Here is a 16436-nt window from a genome sequence, read left to right on the forward strand (position 1 = left end):
TATTGTACATTCCTATTACCTAATAATGATTTTTGAATCTCTATCTACAAAACTGTATTATTTGCAACAATTAGCCAATGAATTAGTCGCTAATCAGTTAAATCATCTTAGTTTTTTTAGTGTTGCCATCATTTTATTTACGGGATTAATCACCAGTTTAACGCCTTGTATGTTATCCATGCTTCCTTTAACTATTGCCTATATTGGTGGTTATGAAAATAAGGGAAAATTTTCTTCTTTTTTACAGTCAATTTATTTTGCTTTCGGGTTAGCAACCACATTAGCAATTCTCGGAATTTTTGCCGCTTTATTCGGTAAAGTTTATGGGCAAATTGGAATAGGCTTACCTATTTTAGTAAGCTCGATCGCTATTATAATGGGTTTAAATTTACTAGATATAATTCCTTTAAAATTTCCTAATTGGGATACCAGTAATTGGATTAAAGATAACTTACCCAATAGTTTAAAATCCTATCTATTAGGATTAACTTTTGGTTTAATAGCTTCTCCTTGCAGTACTCCTGTTTTAATAACTTTACTTGCTTATATAGCTAATAGTAAAAATTTAGTATTTGGGGCAATATTATTAGTTAGTTATGCAATTGGCTATGTTTTTCCTTTAATTTTAGCTGGTACATTTACAGGAACATTAAAAAATTTTCTAAATTTAAGAATAGTTACTCAATGGATTAATCCCCTTAGTGGGGCAATTTTATTAATATTTGGGATTTTTTCTTTAGCTTCTCGTTTTACTATTTAGGGGTTGCTGAAAAAGTCTTTTGATGAGGGTAGGTGTTAGGTTTTAGGTAAAATAATCAAAAATTAAGGTTTTGAGCTTAGTGTCTAAAAACAATATAGTTGGAAACTCCAAACAGTTTCAAAATACTAATTCTCCGTTAGTCAGGATAAGAAGAAAATAAATAAAGTTGGAAACTGGCAATATTTACTTCTATCTTTTATGGATTTTTAATAATAATAAAATTGGAAACTATTGCTAGTTTAATCAGGTAAAATTGAGAGAATAAATGTATTCATCAAGAATTTGTTGTATTGATGGTAACTGTAATGAGGGAATAAAGTTGTATAATCTTATCGCCTGTAAGGTGCTTTTTGCGTTGTTATTTTGTGTAATAAGGGAATAAAGTTGTATAATTTCAACGATCAGAATGTCCTATTTTCGTTTTGCTTTTTCACATCCTTAAAAAATAAAGTTGTATATTTTTGAGTTTGTGGATCAACTTTTTAGACTACAGATCAGAAAAATAGGGGAATAAAGTTGTATATTAGATCTCTTGCAAAATTATAATGAACATAAAAAGATGATAGGATAAGACAAAATATTAGCAATCGCCTTTAATTTAATTAAAGAAAATAAGTGCCTTTATACAGTTAATCATAATTCTTGCTTATATAATTCTCAACCTAGGAAAGTAAATACCCATTGGCGATAAAATACACAAATTAATTTACTGGATTCTTTAATATAGTTCTTAAATAATAGCTATGTCTTTTTTCACTATTTCATAGTTATAAATTCCCGCAATTAAGTTGAATCTTAACCCAAATCTTTTTCTTTTATTTCTATATTTTTCTGATAGTATTCTAAATATTTTAAGTTTTCTATTTACATGTTCAATTACGATTCTTTGTCGATTTAACTCTCTATTTTTTCTTTTTTCTTCTTGGGTTAACTTTCTTTTTTTTGTTTTCTTTTTTGGTATTTCGCTTAATTTATGAATTTTTTCTATACCTTGATAACCTTTGTCTACTAAACACTTTATTTTTTCACTTAATGGTAATCTACTGTTTTTAAAAATTTTAAAATCATGTTCTCTTCCTCGTCCATTTACATAACAAATTATTTCCAAGGTATCTTTATTAACTACTAATTGTGCTTTAAATGTATGTTCCTTCTTTTTGCCACTATAGTAAATTTTTTGTCTTTTTTTTGGTCTTTCGATTGCTATTTCAGTAACATCTATTAATACTGCCTTAATTTCATTCTCTTTTTTTATCAATTCTTTTTTACCACCTAGGGAAAAATAACCTGATTTGAGCAAGATTTTTTCAATTTTATGAACTGTTCTACAAACCGTTGATTCTGAGATATTCCAGTACTCTGATATGTGAAAATAAGTTCGATATTCTCTCAAATATTCCAAGGTTACTAAAATCTGCTCGGACACTGTTAATTTGCTTTTCCTTCCTCTTTTGTGATTGTTTTGTTCTTTTTTGACTATTTCTACTAAAAGATTATAGGTTTCTTTTTTTACTCCAAATCTCCTTTTAAACTTTTCTGGCTTTAATTTTTTTATTCTCTCAAGTTTCATAATTAAATCTTATACTTAAGGTATCCTCCATCGCCCAAAATTATAGATTATTCTGGTTAATCCTATCTCGTATTTAATTTTGCAAGAGGTCTTATCTAACTGTTAAACCTTCGATCACCATTAGGCGTTGATCACGACATAGCTTTAGCTAAAAGAAAATTTGCAAATATTCTGTTGAACCTTCGAGCGTCATTAGGCGTTATAAAATCTTACAAAAAAAACTAGAGAATATTTGGTTTTTCAGTTTCCAACTTTATTCTCTAGTTTCCAAGTTTATTATTCAGTTTCCAACTTTATTGTTTTTTGACAACAGTGGGCATTGCCCACCCTACACTTATTCTACTGTAACGCTTTTGGCTAAATTACGAGGTTGATCTACGTCTAAGCCGCGCATGGATGCAATGTAATAAGATAATAATTGCAAGGGTATCACCGCTAAGATAGGAGACAAGATTTCTTCTACTTCTGGCACGAGTAAAGTATCTTGAAACATATCTTCTTGTTTGTTTTGGGGCAATACACCGATTAAACGGGCATCTCTTGCTTTGGCTTCCTGCGCATTGGAAATCACCTTCTCATAAACACTACCACCCATAGCGATCGCAACTACGGGTACATGGGCATCTAAAAGGGCGATCGGACCATGTTTCATTTCTCCGGCGGGATAGCCTTCAGCGTGAATATAACTAATTTCCTTGAGTTTTAATGCACCCTCCAACGCAATGGGAAAATTGATGCCTCTACCTAAGAAAATAAAGTCTCTAGTATCGGGGAATTGATGGGCTAAATCTCGCACTTTTGGCTCTTCAGTGTGAATAATTTGCTCAATTTGGGTGGGTAATTGCAATAAACCTTTTAATATTTCGTCCATACGTGACGGGGTTACTGTTTTTCTACGCCATGCTAAATCAAGGGCTAAAATATAAAAGCCGATGACTTGGGCGACAAAAGTTTTGGTTGCCGCAACTCCAATTTCAATACCAGCATAAGTGTTGATAACTTGATCAACCATACTACCTAATGTACTTTCAGGACGATTTGTAATACCTAAAATACGGGGCTGATAGGAAGTTGTTAAGGTCGATCGACGTTGACGCTCCATCTCAAGGGCTGCAAGGGTATCCGCTGTTTCTCCTGATTGAGTAACGCCAATTGTAATTGTATTACGCATAACTGGAGTGGGAGAATAACGAAATTCTGAAGCATACTGCACAAAAGTCGGAATTTTTGCAATTTGCTCTAGTAAATATTTACCAACTAAACTTGCGTGCCAAGATGTACCACAGGCGACTATCTGGATATGTTCTAAATCTTGATATAATTCAGATTTGAGGTTGAGGGTTACAGGGTTTTCATCAGGGTTGGTTTCTGAATGCCAATCAGGGTTAAGATAGGCTTCTAAACAGGTGCGTACAACAGAAGGTTGCTCATGAATTTCTTTGAGCATGAAGTGACGAAAACCTTGTTTTTCAACAGTTACAGGACTCCAGTCGAGGGTACGAGGAGTTTTACGAAGACGTTTACCTGAAAAATCATAAATTTCTACTCCGAGGGGTGTTAAACGAGCAATTTCACCATTTTCTAAAGATAAAACTGTGTTAGTATGATTAACTAAAGCGGTAACATCGGAGGCGCAGAAAAATTCTCCTTGTCCGAATCCAATAGTTAAGGGGGCGCTTTGACGGGCTACAATTAATTCATCGGGATAGTCGGCACATAAAATAGCGATGGCAAATGCACCATCTAAATAGGTAATTGCTTTATTCACCGCATCTATGAAAGGATCTTCACTTTGAGGGTTGTAATATTCAGCGATAAGATGAGGGATAACTTCAGTATCGGTGTCAGAAATGAATTGATGTCCTTTGCTGATTAATTCTTTTTTCAATTCTTGATAATTTTCGATAATGCCATTTTGCACCACGGCAAATCTACCTTTGTTATCTTGGTGAGGGTGCGCGTTATATTCTTCTGGTTTACCATGGGTTGCCCATCTGGTATGCCCTATACCTATTTTAGCAGTGTTGGTTTCTTTTTCTAATTTTGTCCGGAGATTATATAATTTACCTTTCGCTCTAGTAGAATGAATGTTATTATCCACGATCGTAGCAACCCCAGCCGAATCGTATCCCCGATATTCTAACTTCTCTAAGCCACTAACTAAAATATCGATCGCAATTTGTGTTCCAATATAACCTACTATTCCACACATAATTTTAAGAATAAAAATAATTTGGATACATTATAACCATCTTGTTAGAGTTATGATGTTTTAACTAATGAGAAGAAAATCAATGGACAATTGACAGAAGAGAACCTAAAACTCATGTAGTTCACTGTCAGTAAAAGTAAGGCAGAGAGAAAAGAAGATCAGGTGGAGAAGGAGAAAGAGTTATTTATTTATCATTAAATTATATGCAAGTTAAATGCGTCTTAGCTTACCAAATAGATTGTCGTATGAATAATTACGGATGAATTGAACCATCTGCCATCGTTGTACCTGTTAGGTTGACACCATTTAAAGCACTATTGCGTAAATTTGCACCTCTTAAATCAGCCGAGGTTAAATAAGCCTCAATCATATTGCTACGATGTAAACAAGTTTCTTCTAAATTAGCTTTTTCTAAAATGGCATAACTTAGAATAGAATTTTTTAAAATAGCTCTTTCTAGGTTACTTTCTCGTAAATTTGCCCCAAAAAAAATAACCTTAGTTTTACTGGGTAATTTCAAGTTTAACTCTGATAATTTTACTTGATTAATATGTGTGTTGCGTAATATTGCCCCTGTAAAATTAGCGCCTCGAAGATTGGCTTTTTCTAAGTTAACTCCTTGCAAAATTGCTTCACTTAAATCGGCATTTCTCAGTTGACTTCCAGATAAATCTGCTCTACGAAAATTGGTTTCCGTTAAATCACAACCGAGAAGATTTGCCCCAGATAAATCCGCTCTTGTTAAATCAGCACCTGTTAAGTTGACACCGCTTAAATCTGCCCCAGATAAATCCGCTCTTGTAAAATTCGCTCCGGCAAAATTCGCTCCTGTTAAATTACAGTTGTTTAATTTGGCATAACTAAAATTGGCGTTTGCTAAAGAAGATTTATTGAGATTACCATAACTCAAATCAACTCGACTCAGATTTGCTCCGTTTAAATTTGCCCAACTTAAATCAGCATAGGTTAAGTCTGCATAGGATAAGTTTGCTCCGATTAGTTTAGCACTAATAATGCGTGTATGTACTAAGTCCGATCGACTCAAATTTGCTCCACTAAAATCACTACCGCTCAAATTTGCCCAATTCAAATCCACTCTACTTAGATTAATTTGGGTTAAATTTTCTTGAATTAGATCTTCTTTGGATAAATCAATTTGACTAAAATCTCGTTGTCCTTGATCATATAAACGAAGTACTTCATCTGCATTCATGCAACATAAACTATTTTCTTAATAGCATTAATTAATAATTTTATGAATAACAAAATTATAGAGATTCACTAAGTAAAATATCTAATTTTTTTTCTTGATCTAATCTATATAAATTATCACAACCGCCGATCGAAATATTATTAATAAATATTTGAGGCAATGTTTTCTTTCCATTAGCTCGATCGATCATTAATTTTCTAGCGGTGTTATCTCCGTCTATTTTATATTCTTGAAAATCGCATCCTTTCAACCATAATAACCATTTTGCTTTAATACAATAAGGACAAGTTTGCCATGTATAAATTTCAACTTTTGCTTGAATATAAGAAAATTGATTACCAAATATTTTACTAATTAAGTTTAACATTTTTATTTTTATCTATTATTAATTAAGTAAAACTATCAAAAAACTTTTAATTATTTATTCTTAGTTGATTTTTGATTGCTATTTTAAATTTAACATATTTTGGAGTGATAAATTGATTTATTTGTTCTCTTTGATTAATCAAATAAATACTAACTAAAGTTAAAAACACTCCTTGTAATTGTAAAGTAGAAAGGGTTTCTCCTAAGATTAAGTTGCCAAAAGTTAAAGCAAATATGGGCGTGAGAAAAGTTAAAGCACTTAAACTGGTAAGATTTCCTTTTGAGGCAAGAAAAAAGAATAATCCATAGGCGATCGCACTACCAAAAATAGTAGCATAACTAAGAGATAACCAAGCAGAAAGATCCAGATTTACCCATTGAGAAGTTTCAAATTGAAAACTAAAAATGAATAAAACTAATCCTCCTAAAACCAGATGCCATCCTGTGGCTACTACTGCATCTACATGACGAGAAACATAAGGAATCATAATTGTACCTACTGCCATCGACAGAGAAGCCAATAACATCAACCATTCCCCATTATTAAAAAGATTTTGCCAGTTAAAATCAAGATTAGTGAAGTTTCCTTGCAACCAATTAATAATCCATTCATCAGGTAAGCCAATTAAACTAATGCCTAGAATACCAATAGTTAAGCCTAACCACCCCCAAAAACCGATAATCTCTTTAAATAACCACCGAGACATAATAGCCACTGCTAAGGGTTGAGAATCAATCATTACGGAACCCAACCCTGCTGTAGTACGCATTAATCCTTCTCCGATAAATCCTTGAAACATACAACCATCAACTAAGGCAAAAAGACTAATCCATCCCCAACCCTGCCAAGTTTTTGGTTGAGATTTTCCTAATGCGATCGCAACTAATAATACTAAAAATCCTGCGGGAAAAATTCTTATTCCTGCCATAAATAAAGGAGTAGTTTGAGGAATAACCCCTTTCATGGCAACCATCGCCGTGCCCCAAAGAAAAAAAGGTGCAATAAGAATTAAGGAAGTTAGAAAAGAAGAATTATAATCAGGTTTTAACTGCATCAATATTTAAGATATTTGTTACATTTCTTAATTATATGCAACTGTTGTTAATCGTGATGGAGATTCCCCCATTAAATCAAAAATTGTGGAGATTTGTTATACTCAAATTGTCAGCAAAAAATAATCATTCCATGACTGAGAAAGTAACTGTAAAAATTATTAGTGATAATCGTCAAGCAAGATACTTATACGAAATATTAGAAACCTACGAAGCGGGAATAGAATTAGCAGGTACAGAGGTTAAGTCTATCAGAATGGGAAGAGTTAATTTAAGAGATGGCTACGCTTTAATTCGTAACGGCGAAGCATGGTTGAGTAATGTACATATTTCTCCCTATGAAACCACTGGTAGATATTTTAATCATGAACCTCGTCGCAATCGTAAGTTATTGTTACACAAAAAAGAAATTAATAAACTCATTGGACTACTTGAACAAAAAGGATTAACTCTTATTCCCTTAAAAATGTATTTTAAAGGAGAGTGGATCAAAGTAAGTTTAGGAGTCGGTAAGGGTAAAAAACTTCATGATAAACGAGAAACCGTTAAACGCAGAGAAGATGAGAGAGAAATGGCAAGAGCATTAAAACGTTTTTAAGACAAATCTCAACCAAAAATTATTTTATAGTTTTATATTATGTAATAAGGGCTAAAGCCCTTTTTTTGTCTAGTCAATTTTTGTTTAATAATGATGAAAAGACGCACTTTTTTAACTTTTGCTTTTTCGGCATTTCCTTTAACTTTTGCCGTTGATCAAACTATATCAGCTAACCAAACTAAATCAACGAATAAACCAGAAAAAATCACTTTATCTGATAAAGAATGGAAGAAAAAATTAACTCCTCAGCAATATCATATTCTTCGACAAGAAGGTACTGAAAAACCCTTTTCTAGTCCTTTAAATAATGAAAAAAGAAAAGGAATTTATGCTTGTGCCGGTTGCAATTTACCTTTGTTTAATTCAAGTACTAAATATAATAGTGGCACTGGTTGGCCTAGTTTTTATGATTCGATCGAAAACTCTCTTGGTACGAAAAGAGATTTAAAACTATTTATTCCTAGAACAGAATATCATTGTGCCAGATGCGGAGGACATCAAGGTCATGTCTTTGGAGATGGGCCAAATCCTACCGGAAAAAGATATTGTAACAATGGTTTAGCCTTAAAATTTATACCCCAAGCCTAACATGAACAAAATAAACAAAACAATAGTCATCATACTTTTTACATTTTTAATTCTAACACCTTTAGCTAACGCAAAAACTGAAAAAGCAACTTTTGCCGGAGGTTGTTTTTGGTGTATGGAGCAACCTTTTGATGTGATTAAAGGAGTTTTTTCAACAACTTCTGGTTATACGGGAGGAGATCTTAAAAACCCTACTTATAAAAGAGTCACGGGAGGACAAACAGGTCATGCAGAATCAGTACAAGTTCAATATGATGACAATTTGGTAACTTATCAGAAACTATTAGATATTTTCTGGAAAAATATTGATCCTACAGTGCAGAATAGACAATTTTGTGATGTAGGTACTCAATATCGCAGTGCTATTTTTTATCATAATGAGCAACAAAAAAAATTGGCTTTAGAAAGTAAAGAAAAGGTAGCAAAAAAACTGAAAAAACCTATTTTTACAGAAATAAAACCTCTCAAAGAATTTTATGCTGCCGAAGACTATCACCAAGACTATTACAAAAAAAATCCTCTTTTATACAAATACTATCGCTATCGTTGTGGTAGAGATCAAAGATTAACAGAAATTTGGGGAAATTAGCAATTAGGAATTAGGAATTAGCCGTCAGCTATTAGAGTTTAATAATTAAATTAAAAGTATCTAAAATTCTCACAAATAATTTAGAAATTCTATAGGTATTCAATTTAATAAACACTGGAAATCAATTATTGATAATTTTAAATCAATTATTATCACTTTTACCTATTCTGTGTTTACTTTTCCTTCTCTTTACCAATTGATATAGTCATTAAAAATAAGAATGAAACAGTTTAATAATATTAAAAATTTTCAAAAATCTTGATTGGTGCACAATGGCCACCTTACATAATTTCTCTAACTGTCTCAGTGTTATTTTAACTAACTATAATTGTTCATTGTCTATTGTTGAACGATAGTTTTATGATTCACCCTTAATTAATTATTCACTATCAACTATTTCTCTAATTCTGTAGATAGGACGTTGTTGAGATTCGTGGTAGGTACGCATTAACAATTCTCCTAATAAGCCAAAGGAAAATAATTGAACCCCTGTTAAAATTAATAATACACATAATATCAATAAAGGTCGATCTCCAATACTTTTGTGTAAACCCAGTTTGATGAAAGTGAGATAAACACCAATAATAACTCCTAACACCATGAAAAGAAGCCCGAAAAAGCCAAAGACGTGCATCGGGCGTGTAAGAAATTTTTTTATAAAAAAAACTGTTAGTAAATCCATTATCACCCTAAAAGTGCGACCTAAACCGTATTTACTTTTACCAAAACGCCTTGCATGATGATTAACAGGAATTTCTGCAATTTTTGCACCCTCAATATAGGCTAATGCTGGTAGAAAGCGATGCAATTCACCATATAGATTAAGATCAGCAATTAATTCTGTACGGTATGCTTTAAGTGAACATCCATAGTCATGTAAATTTACTCCAGTGATTTTACCAATAATAAAATTAGCGATTTTTGAGGGTAAAAGGCGAGTTAAAGCATCATCTTGACGATTTTTACGCCAACCACTCACTAAGTCATAGCCTTCCTCTAATTTACTTAATAATAAGGGTATATCCGCGGGATCATTTTGTAAATCTCCATCAAGGGTAATAATTACTTTTCCTGTAGAATTTTCAAAACCGGCTGCCATAGCAGGAGTTTGTCCATAATTACGTCGTAAAATAATCGCTTTAAGACAGTTAGTGTTACTAGCAAGGTTTTTTAGTACTTCGATCGAGGCATCTTCAGAACCATCATCAACACAAATAATCTCATAAGTCAAGGGAGTATCTTTTAAACTATTAGTAATGGCAGAAATGAGGAGAGGAATATTTTCAGCTTCGTTATAAATGGGAATAACTAAGGATAAGTCCATAATAATTGATAATTGACTTCTTGCAGAAGTTAGCGAATAAGCAATGAACAATGATAGATAATATTAATAATTTATTATCCATAGTTGATTTTAATTTTAATTGTGTAAAAGATATAATCCAATTATTTAAGACGAGATAATGCTGACCAACGGTTATCTTTAATGGTAGTATCTTCTTGAGCCTCGATCGCAGGAGGTTGACAATCATTACCGCAAAGATTACGTAAGGGCATCCCTAAAGATAATTGCTCATAAATCCACTCATCAACTATGAACTCTCCATCAGGGGGTAATGTTTCCGATAAATCCTCTGTTAAAATTTCTCTTTCTAAAGGGTAGTTTAAGTCGGTTTCTTGTTGTTTTAATAAAATAATTTCTGATGTATCTACTTCTAAACGATGATTAAAAGTCTGTAAACATCGATCGCAGGTTAAAGTTAAGATAGTATCTGCTTGTAATTGCAATTCTAAAAAATTACCTCGATGACATATTTGAAAAATTCCTCTGACGGGAGTAAGACTATTTAAACCAGCAATTTGATGATTTAAGATGATTTCCTCTTTTTGCTCAGGCATCTTTAACAATCGAGGAATATAAATTTTTTCCATAATAAAACCTTATTTTAGTTAAAACCTATTTAACTGTACTTTAGGATAAAAAAGTAAATATTTAGTAATAAAAAGAGATTTTACTTAATAAATTTTACTTAACAGTTCTGTTAAATGATGATACCAAAAAAGGATAATGAGGGAAAACTCAGAAAACTCTATAATTAAAAACAAAACCATCTAAATTACTATGAGTCAGGGTGATTTATCTAGGGAAAATTTATTAGTACAACGTTACCAATTAAAAGAGATAATTGGACAGGGTGCTATGGGTATAGTGTATCGAGCAGAAGATACTGTGTCTAAAAGGCAAAATGTAGCGGTGAAAATTTTGTCTCGTGCCTTAGATGATATGAAGATGATTAAAAGATTTCAACGAGAAGCCACTGTGAGTGCTTTATTATCAGAAAGAAGTGACAATATTGTTAGGGTGACAGATTATGGCGTTGATGAAAAAAAAGTTCCTTTCTATGTGATGGAATATCTCAATGGGGAGAATCTTGACGATTTCATTGATATTCATGAAATTTCTATTCCAATATTTTTAGATTTTGCCTCTCAAATTTGTAGAGCGATGGAAACTGCTCATAACGGTATCTTTTTTGAAGGACAAATTTGTCCTGTTATTCATAGAGATCTTAAACCAAGTAATGTGTTTCTGATTGAAGATTTAACAGGAAAACAGATTATTAAAGTTCTTGATTTTGGTATTGCCAAATTAGTTAAGAATGAAAAAGGGGAAACTGAAGCCTTTATGGGTACTCCCAGATATTGTTCTCCTGAACAGATACAAGGGAAGGACTTAGATAATCGATCGGATATTTATAGTTTAGGTATGGTCATGTATTTTATGTTAGCAAAAAAGTATCCTTGGGATTTAGAGATAAACTCTGTTTCTGCATGGTACAAGGCTCATACCGAATTAACCCCCTCTCCATTTTCTTCTAGCTTAAAAATTCCTCCGGAATTAGAAAAATTAGTACTACGTTGTTTGGAAAAATCTCCTAATTATCGCCCCCAAAGTATTGGAGAAATTATCCAAATACTAGAAGCGATCGCTAGAAATATAAATAATCAATCTCATTTGAGGAATCAATCATCTTATTCCAACATTCATGACAATAAAAAATCACCGTTAGAAACATTTTTATTAACGAGTAAATGGCCTCAAAATAAACCACAACAAAAAATAGTCTTTCCTCGCATTTTTCCTTTTGAAAAAGAAGTGTTTCCTACTATTTGTACCATGCTAGAAAGTGAAGATATAAATAAGAGAAAAAACAATATTCGCTATAATCAATTTTTATTTCAAAGTTATCCTCATCCAATGATTTTATGGCTTACGGTGTTATATAGTCCAGAAGATGGAGCTCGTTGGTTGCCTTGTTATTTAGATTTAAAAACTAAAATTGGTCAACAAGTAGTCAATCTTTTAAGTGATTCTAAAAAATATTTTTTATTATTTTATCCTTTAGATAATCCAAATAAATGTCAAAATATATTATCATTTAAAGTTATGCTAAAACAAAGAACCAGTTTAAAACAATGGGCTTCGGTTAGTAATATGTTAAATATTAATCACAATGAAGAAGCAGTTATAAGTAGGAAAAAATTAAAAGAAGATTTAGAAAGACTAAAGCCCAAAATTATTTTAGATATAGAAAAAACTCAAACCCAAGAAGTTCACGGATGAAATTATGAATTTGATAGAAATAATTAGAGAAGATTATAGAAAATTTCCTCAAGATCAAACCTACAATATTTATGCGGAGAATGTTTATTTTAAAGATCCTATTTATGATTTTTATGGCATTAAAAAGTATCAGAATATGATTAGTTTTTTGAGAAAATGGTTTAAGAATTTACATTTAGAATTACATGAAATAACAGAAAATGAAAATCAAATAGATACTCGTTGGACAATGTCATGGAATAGTCCTTTACCTTGGCAACCTTTTGTGTCTGTTTCTGGTAGAAGTGAGTTAAAATTAAAAGATAATTTAATTATCGGTCATTATGATTATTGGGACTGTTCAGTGTGGGATTTAATTAAACAACACTTTAAAATAATTAATAGTTGAAATTGATAATTATATTTTTCAAATTTTTATGAATAATTTACCTAAAAATAACCAGAAAAATGGCATAAATAAAGAAAAATATGCCTATTTAAAAGCCGAAGCAGAAAAGCCTTATAAGGGATTCAGAAAATTTATTTATTTTGGCTTAGGTGCATCAGGTGCGATCGGAGCTTTTATATTCTTTATACAAATAATTGCAGGTAAAAATGTTAGTGATAATATTCCTAATTTATTAATTCAAATAGCTGTTATTTCTCTAATGATATTTTTATTTCGTTGGGAAAATAGAGATAATAACTGACTTAAGCAGAAAAAACTCCCCACCATAGAAGAAAAAGTGTTAGGTATAGCAATCAGGCAAGTGACAAAGGAAAAATAGATTATAATTACTTCTTAGATTTTTATAATGTTCTAATCAACTCGTTTTTTGTCGTATTAGAAATTAACCTAATACCTAACACCTCAGTTATTACAAGACTTAGTTATCCTTTTTAGATTTCATTCAAACCTAATTCTAAATCATCCGATGAACCTTCATGAACAGTTTTAACCCATTTTAGTTGTTTTTGACGAATTGACATCCTAGTTGTAGTAACTGGCATTACCAAAAACCAGTGAGTCATGTATATCATTCCTAAAAGGCTTTGAGTCAACATATTAAAGGTATCAGTAATACTAATATTCTCTGATTTTGTTCTTTTTAAACCTGTAAACATTCCCCAAAATGCTAATAGGAAGGTTAAGCTGGTTAACGGTGCAATAAGTGGTATATCATGGCGGATAATTACCATTACTAAGTCAGGAATAGCAGCCGTAGGAAAAATATATTGTACTAAAAAGAAATAGAGTAAATCGAATTTTTTAGACCAATTTAAACGATTACTGAGGATAAACCGCCAATAGTCAAAATAGCGCTGATAACCACCTTCCGCCCAACGACTTCTTTGATGCCACAAAGCGATCGACGTTTTGACACCTTCTTCTTGTACTGCTGGATGTTCTAAGATCCCAATATCCCAATGATCCAAGTGTAAACGAATCGTCAGATCGAGATCATCCGTAATAGTTTCTTCATTCCAACCGCCACAACTTTCTAAGGCTTGACGACGGACAAATTGACCATTTCCTCTCAATTCTCCCATCCCACCACAAGCGATTCTTTGCTGTTGAAAATAGCTATCTAATGCCATTTCTGTGGATTGTCCCAATGTCCAAAAATTCTCATCAGCGTTAGAAATAGACTTTCTGACTTGGATTGCACCTTGATTAAGAGTAAATAAAGAAACTACTTTTTTCAATAAATTAGGAGATGCGATCGCATCAGCATCAAAGACACCGATAATATCTCCAGTGGTTAAAGCAAAGGCTTGATTTAATGCCCCAGATTTCCCCCCTTTTGCCGTACCGTCTCGGTGTAAAACTTTTAATTGGGGATATTTTTGAGCTAACTCATCGAGAATTATACCAGTTTGATCGCTGCTATTATCGTTAATCACCCAAAACTCATATAAATCTTGAGGGTAATCAAAACTTAACAGCATCTTAACCAATTTTCCTACCACTGCTTCTTCATTTTTTGCGGATACCATCAGAGAAACTTTTGGGAAATTTTCTGTATTTTCAGAGGCAATCATGGGGGTAGGATTGGCAAACATTAAGCGTAAGGCTTGAACCGTAACAAAACAACCTAAGATTAAAACAAACCAAATACTCCACGACACTAGATGAAGTGCGATCGTTACTAACCAAATTATACTTAAGGTGAAAGCGGCTTTTTTCCGTCTTCCTGATAAACCTCGAAAAAAATCATTTCTGAATTCTTCTTCTTCTATTTCGGGATCAGAAAATTCTGCTATTAATGAGGTAATGGGATCTAATTCTGTATTAACGTCTGGATTATTAAATTTATCTTTCTCTGGCATAGTTAGTTTTGGCTTTTCAATAAAATTTACCAATGATGTACACTATTTTAAACATTATTGAGAAAAAATTAATCAAGGTTAGAACAAAAAGGGAGTTAAGATCAAAATAAGTGTAATATGCTTTTTTTTACGGCTCTAATTCTTGAAAACCAAAGAAAATCAATAAGTTTATTAATTAATTGATGAAACCCTATCAAACCATTCCCATAATAGAGTGCCATGAGCCTTTAGTGCCAATTCCAGACGATCGATTTATCCTCGAAAATCCTCCTCCTTATGTGAAACTCGGTGCTGATTATCAAGGTAAATCCCCTTACTATTTACGGAAAGAAGTACTGAGTAGATTATTAATGGCTAAAACAAAATTAGGAGAGATTAAACCCCATTGGCATATTAAAATTTTTGATGCTTATCGTCCCGTTTCCGTACAACAGTTTATGGTTGATTATACCTTCACTTCTATTTGTAACGATCGAAATCTTGAAGCAAATATGTTAACTTCGTGGGAAAAAGCGTCTATTTACGATGAAGTATATCAAATTTGGGCAATTCCTAACGATAATCCTTTAACTCCCCCTCCTCATAGTACAGGATCTGCTATCGATTTAACTTTAGTCGATGACAATGGTATAGACGTAAATATGGGAGGACAAATTGATGAACTGTCTCCTCGATCGAATCCTGATTATTACAAAAACTCTACTGATTCTCAAGACGTAGTATTTCACAAAAATAGAGAGATATTGTTAGAAATAATGATTTATGGAGGTTTTCGCCGTCATCAAGGAGAATGGTGGCATTTTTCCTATGGTGATCAAATGTGGGCATGGTTACAAAATCTTGATCATCCCTCTTTAAATACGATCGCCAAATACGGAAGAATAGTTGATATTAACTAATCCCTTGCTTAAAAGGTCGAGATTTCGTGTCACTGGTCATTAATAATTGGTCATTTGGCATTCCTAATAGCTAACGGTACTTTGAAAAATTTTGGTGCAAAAATAGCTTCAAATACAGTCAGAGTAAGAGATTTAGGTAAACGTCATAAAAACGGCTGAAACTCTTGGTATAAAAGGAAAAGTTATCGATCTATGTAAAATCTTTGATTTATAACGATTTGAGACTCATAGTTTAATATTTTTAGTTTAAGTCCCGCTAACAGCTAAAAGCTAATTGCTAACTCCTGTGATAATATAGGATTGTTAAAATTAATGTTTAAATGTAGTCAATATGGATATTCTTACTTTAGGTTGGGTTGGAGTACTTTCTCTGTTTACATGGTCGATCGCAATGGTAGTTTGGGGTAGAAAAGGTTTTTAAGTTGTGGAATCATCACCAGTTCTTCTTAATACTTTATTTATAATCGCTATTGCTTTGTTGATTTTTGTCAGTGGCGCTATCCTTTATCTTACTACTTTGGAATGGCGCGATCGTCGTCGTCGAGATCAGGATAAAAAAATTTAATGATCAGCAATTAACAATTAACAGTGAACAATTCATCACAAATCTTCGTCTAGCAGTTTACAAACAAAGGAATATTCTTTAACCTAAT

General features: G+C 32.3%; 18 protein-coding genes. 10 read left to right on the plus strand and 8 right to left on the minus strand.

The window, feature by feature from the left end; genetic code table 11:
• Positions 1–28: 28 nt before the first annotated feature.
• Complete coding sequence (locus GM3709_RS00820) at positions 29–760, plus strand: cytochrome c biogenesis protein CcdA (RefSeq protein ID WP_066121636.1); 732 nt, start codon at positions 29–31, stop codon at positions 758–760.
• A gap of 730 nt (positions 761–1490) precedes the next feature.
• Here GM3709_RS00820 and GM3709_RS00825 read toward each other — a convergent pair.
• From GM3709_RS00825 to GM3709_RS00845, 5 genes are all read right to left on the minus strand, one after another.
• Positions 1491–2330 (minus strand): IS5 family transposase, encoded by an 840-nt coding sequence (locus GM3709_RS00825; protein ID WP_082712913.1) that lies wholly within the window; start codon positions 2328–2330, stop codon positions 1491–1493.
• 334 nt (positions 2331–2664) lie between these two features.
• Entirely contained in the window at positions 2665–4542 is a 1878-nt protein-coding gene (gene glmS, locus GM3709_RS00830; RefSeq protein ID WP_066115363.1) for a glutamine--fructose-6-phosphate transaminase (isomerizing), read from the minus strand.
• 253 nt (positions 4543–4795) lie between these two features.
• Positions 4796–5755: a pentapeptide repeat-containing protein gene (locus tag GM3709_RS00835; protein ID WP_066115365.1), complete on the minus strand. Its 960-nt coding sequence runs from the start codon at positions 5753–5755 to the stop codon at positions 4796–4798.
• A gap of 55 nt (positions 5756–5810) precedes the next feature.
• Positions 5811–6122 carry a glutaredoxin 3 gene (gene grxC, locus GM3709_RS00840; protein WP_066115367.1) on the minus strand — a complete coding sequence of 104 codons (312 nt, stop codon included), beginning with the start codon at positions 6120–6122 and terminating at the stop codon, positions 5811–5813.
• 46 nt (positions 6123–6168) lie between these two features.
• Positions 6169–7176, minus strand: a complete 1008-nt coding sequence (locus GM3709_RS00845) for a DMT family transporter (protein ID WP_066115369.1) — start codon at positions 7174–7176, stop codon at positions 6169–6171.
• Between the two features lie 131 nt (positions 7177–7307).
• On the opposite strand from GM3709_RS00845, the gene smpB reads away from it, so the two are divergent.
• From smpB to msrA, 3 genes are all read left to right on the plus strand, one after another.
• The gene (gene smpB, locus GM3709_RS00850; RefSeq protein WP_066121640.1) at positions 7308–7772 is read left to right on the plus strand and encodes an SsrA-binding protein SmpB; all 465 of its coding nucleotides are present in this window, start codon (positions 7308–7310) and stop codon (positions 7770–7772) included.
• Positions 7773–7865: 93 nt separating this feature from the next.
• Positions 7866–8360, plus strand: coding sequence for a peptide-methionine (R)-S-oxide reductase MsrB (gene msrB, locus GM3709_RS00855; RefSeq protein ID WP_066115371.1), 495 nt, complete (start codon positions 7866–7868; stop codon positions 8358–8360).
• Position 8361: 1 nt separating this feature from the next.
• A complete protein-coding gene (gene msrA / locus GM3709_RS00860) occupies positions 8362–8949 on the plus strand; it encodes a peptide-methionine (S)-S-oxide reductase MsrA (protein WP_066115373.1) in 588 nt (195 codons plus the stop codon).
• A gap of 379 nt (positions 8950–9328) precedes the next feature.
• Here msrA and GM3709_RS00865 read toward each other — a convergent pair whose 3' ends face one another.
• Together GM3709_RS00865 and GM3709_RS00870 are read right to left on the minus strand one after the other, a co-directional pair.
• Complete coding sequence (locus tag GM3709_RS00865) at positions 9329–10273, minus strand: glycosyltransferase family 2 protein (RefSeq protein WP_066115375.1); 945 nt, start codon at positions 10271–10273, stop codon at positions 9329–9331.
• Between the two features lie 122 nt (positions 10274–10395).
• On the minus strand, positions 10396–10881 hold the full coding sequence (locus GM3709_RS00870) for a DUF177 domain-containing protein (RefSeq protein ID WP_066115377.1): 486 nt from the start codon (positions 10879–10881) through the stop codon (positions 10396–10398).
• A 190-nt stretch (positions 10882–11071) separates the two neighbouring features.
• Here GM3709_RS00870 and GM3709_RS00875 point away from each other — a divergent pair, with 190 nt between their 5' ends.
• From GM3709_RS00875 to GM3709_RS00885, 3 genes are read left to right on the plus strand one after another with little or no spacing between them, the layout of a single operon-like run.
• On the plus strand, positions 11072–12574 hold the full coding sequence (locus GM3709_RS00875; RefSeq protein WP_066115379.1) for a serine/threonine-protein kinase: 1503 nt from the start codon (positions 11072–11074) through the stop codon (positions 12572–12574).
• Positions 12575–12578: 4 nt separating this feature from the next.
• Positions 12579–12962: a DUF2358 domain-containing protein gene (locus GM3709_RS00880; RefSeq protein ID WP_066115381.1), complete on the plus strand. Its 384-nt coding sequence runs from the start codon at positions 12579–12581 to the stop codon at positions 12960–12962.
• Positions 12963–12990: 28 nt separating this feature from the next.
• The gene (locus tag GM3709_RS00885) at positions 12991–13263 is read left to right on the plus strand and encodes a DUF3493 domain-containing protein (RefSeq protein WP_066115382.1); all 273 of its coding nucleotides are present in this window, start codon (positions 12991–12993) and stop codon (positions 13261–13263) included.
• Positions 13264–13453: 190 nt separating this feature from the next.
• Here GM3709_RS00885 and GM3709_RS00890 read toward each other — a convergent pair whose 3' ends face one another.
• Complete coding sequence (locus tag GM3709_RS00890; protein ID WP_066115384.1) at positions 13454–14884, minus strand: glycosyltransferase family 2 protein; 1431 nt, start codon at positions 14882–14884, stop codon at positions 13454–13456.
• A 182-nt stretch (positions 14885–15066) separates the two neighbouring features.
• On the opposite strand from GM3709_RS00890, the gene GM3709_RS00895 reads away from it, so the two are divergent.
• The 3 genes from GM3709_RS00895 to GM3709_RS20635 all read left to right on the plus strand — a co-directional run bounded on the left by GM3709_RS00895 (position 15067) and on the right by GM3709_RS20635 (position 16348).
• A complete protein-coding gene (locus GM3709_RS00895) occupies positions 15067–15783 on the plus strand; it encodes a M15 family metallopeptidase (RefSeq protein ID WP_066115386.1) in 717 nt (238 codons plus the stop codon).
• 331 nt (positions 15784–16114) lie between these two features.
• Complete coding sequence (petN, locus tag GM3709_RS00900) at positions 16115–16204, plus strand: cytochrome b6-f complex subunit PetN (RefSeq protein WP_015222656.1); 90 nt, start codon at positions 16115–16117, stop codon at positions 16202–16204.
• A 3-nt stretch (positions 16205–16207) separates the two neighbouring features.
• Positions 16208–16348: a hypothetical protein gene (locus GM3709_RS20635; protein WP_173645690.1), complete on the plus strand. Its 141-nt coding sequence runs from the start codon at positions 16208–16210 to the stop codon at positions 16346–16348.
• Positions 16349–16436 lie beyond the last annotated feature (88 nt).

It is taken from the genome of Geminocystis sp. NIES-3709, assembly GCF_001548115.1.
Taxonomy (GTDB): domain Bacteria; phylum Cyanobacteriota; class Cyanobacteriia; order Cyanobacteriales; family Cyanobacteriaceae; genus Geminocystis.

What these genes read in the sequence shown, in the direction of transcription:
- glmS (WP_066115363.1), bottom strand. Translation starts at nt 4,542, where the DNA reads ATGTGTGGAATAGTAGGTTATATTGGAACACAAATTGCGATCGATATT.
- GM3709_RS00895 (WP_066115386.1), top strand. Translation starts at nt 15,067, where the DNA reads ATGAAACCCTATCAAACCATTCCCATAATAGAGTGCCATGAGCCTTTA.
- GM3709_RS00865 (WP_066115375.1), bottom strand. Translation starts at nt 10,273, where the DNA reads ATGGACTTATCCTTAGTTATTCCCATTTATAACGAAGCTGAAAATATT.
- GM3709_RS00845 (WP_066115369.1), bottom strand. Translation starts at nt 7,176, where the DNA reads ATGCAGTTAAAACCTGATTATAATTCTTCTTTTCTAACTTCCTTAATT.
- GM3709_RS00875 (WP_066115379.1), top strand. Translation starts at nt 11,072, where the DNA reads ATGAGTCAGGGTGATTTATCTAGGGAAAATTTATTAGTACAACGTTAC.
- GM3709_RS00890 (WP_066115384.1), bottom strand. Translation starts at nt 14,884, where the DNA reads ATGCCAGAGAAAGATAAATTTAATAATCCAGACGTTAATACAGAATTA.
- GM3709_RS00885 (WP_066115382.1), top strand. Translation starts at nt 12,991, where the DNA reads ATGAATAATTTACCTAAAAATAACCAGAAAAATGGCATAAATAAAGAA.
- GM3709_RS00880 (WP_066115381.1), top strand. Translation starts at nt 12,579, where the DNA reads ATGAATTTGATAGAAATAATTAGAGAAGATTATAGAAAATTTCCTCAA.
- GM3709_RS00870 (WP_066115377.1), bottom strand. Translation starts at nt 10,881, where the DNA reads ATGGAAAAAATTTATATTCCTCGATTGTTAAAGATGCCTGAGCAAAAA.
- msrA (WP_066115373.1), top strand. Translation starts at nt 8,362, where the DNA reads ATGAACAAAATAAACAAAACAATAGTCATCATACTTTTTACATTTTTA.
- GM3709_RS00825 (WP_082712913.1), bottom strand. Translation starts at nt 2,330, where the DNA reads ATGAAACTTGAGAGAATAAAAAAATTAAAGCCAGAAAAGTTTAAAAGG.
- GM3709_RS00835 (WP_066115365.1), bottom strand. Translation starts at nt 5,755, where the DNA reads ATGAATGCAGATGAAGTACTTCGTTTATATGATCAAGGACAACGAGAT.
- msrB (WP_066115371.1), top strand. Translation starts at nt 7,866, where the DNA reads ATGAAAAGACGCACTTTTTTAACTTTTGCTTTTTCGGCATTTCCTTTA.
- grxC (WP_066115367.1), bottom strand. Translation starts at nt 6,122, where the DNA reads ATGTTAAACTTAATTAGTAAAATATTTGGTAATCAATTTTCTTATATT.
- petN (WP_015222656.1), top strand. Translation starts at nt 16,115, where the DNA reads ATGGATATTCTTACTTTAGGTTGGGTTGGAGTACTTTCTCTGTTTACA.
- smpB (WP_066121640.1), top strand. Translation starts at nt 7,308, where the DNA reads ATGACTGAGAAAGTAACTGTAAAAATTATTAGTGATAATCGTCAAGCA.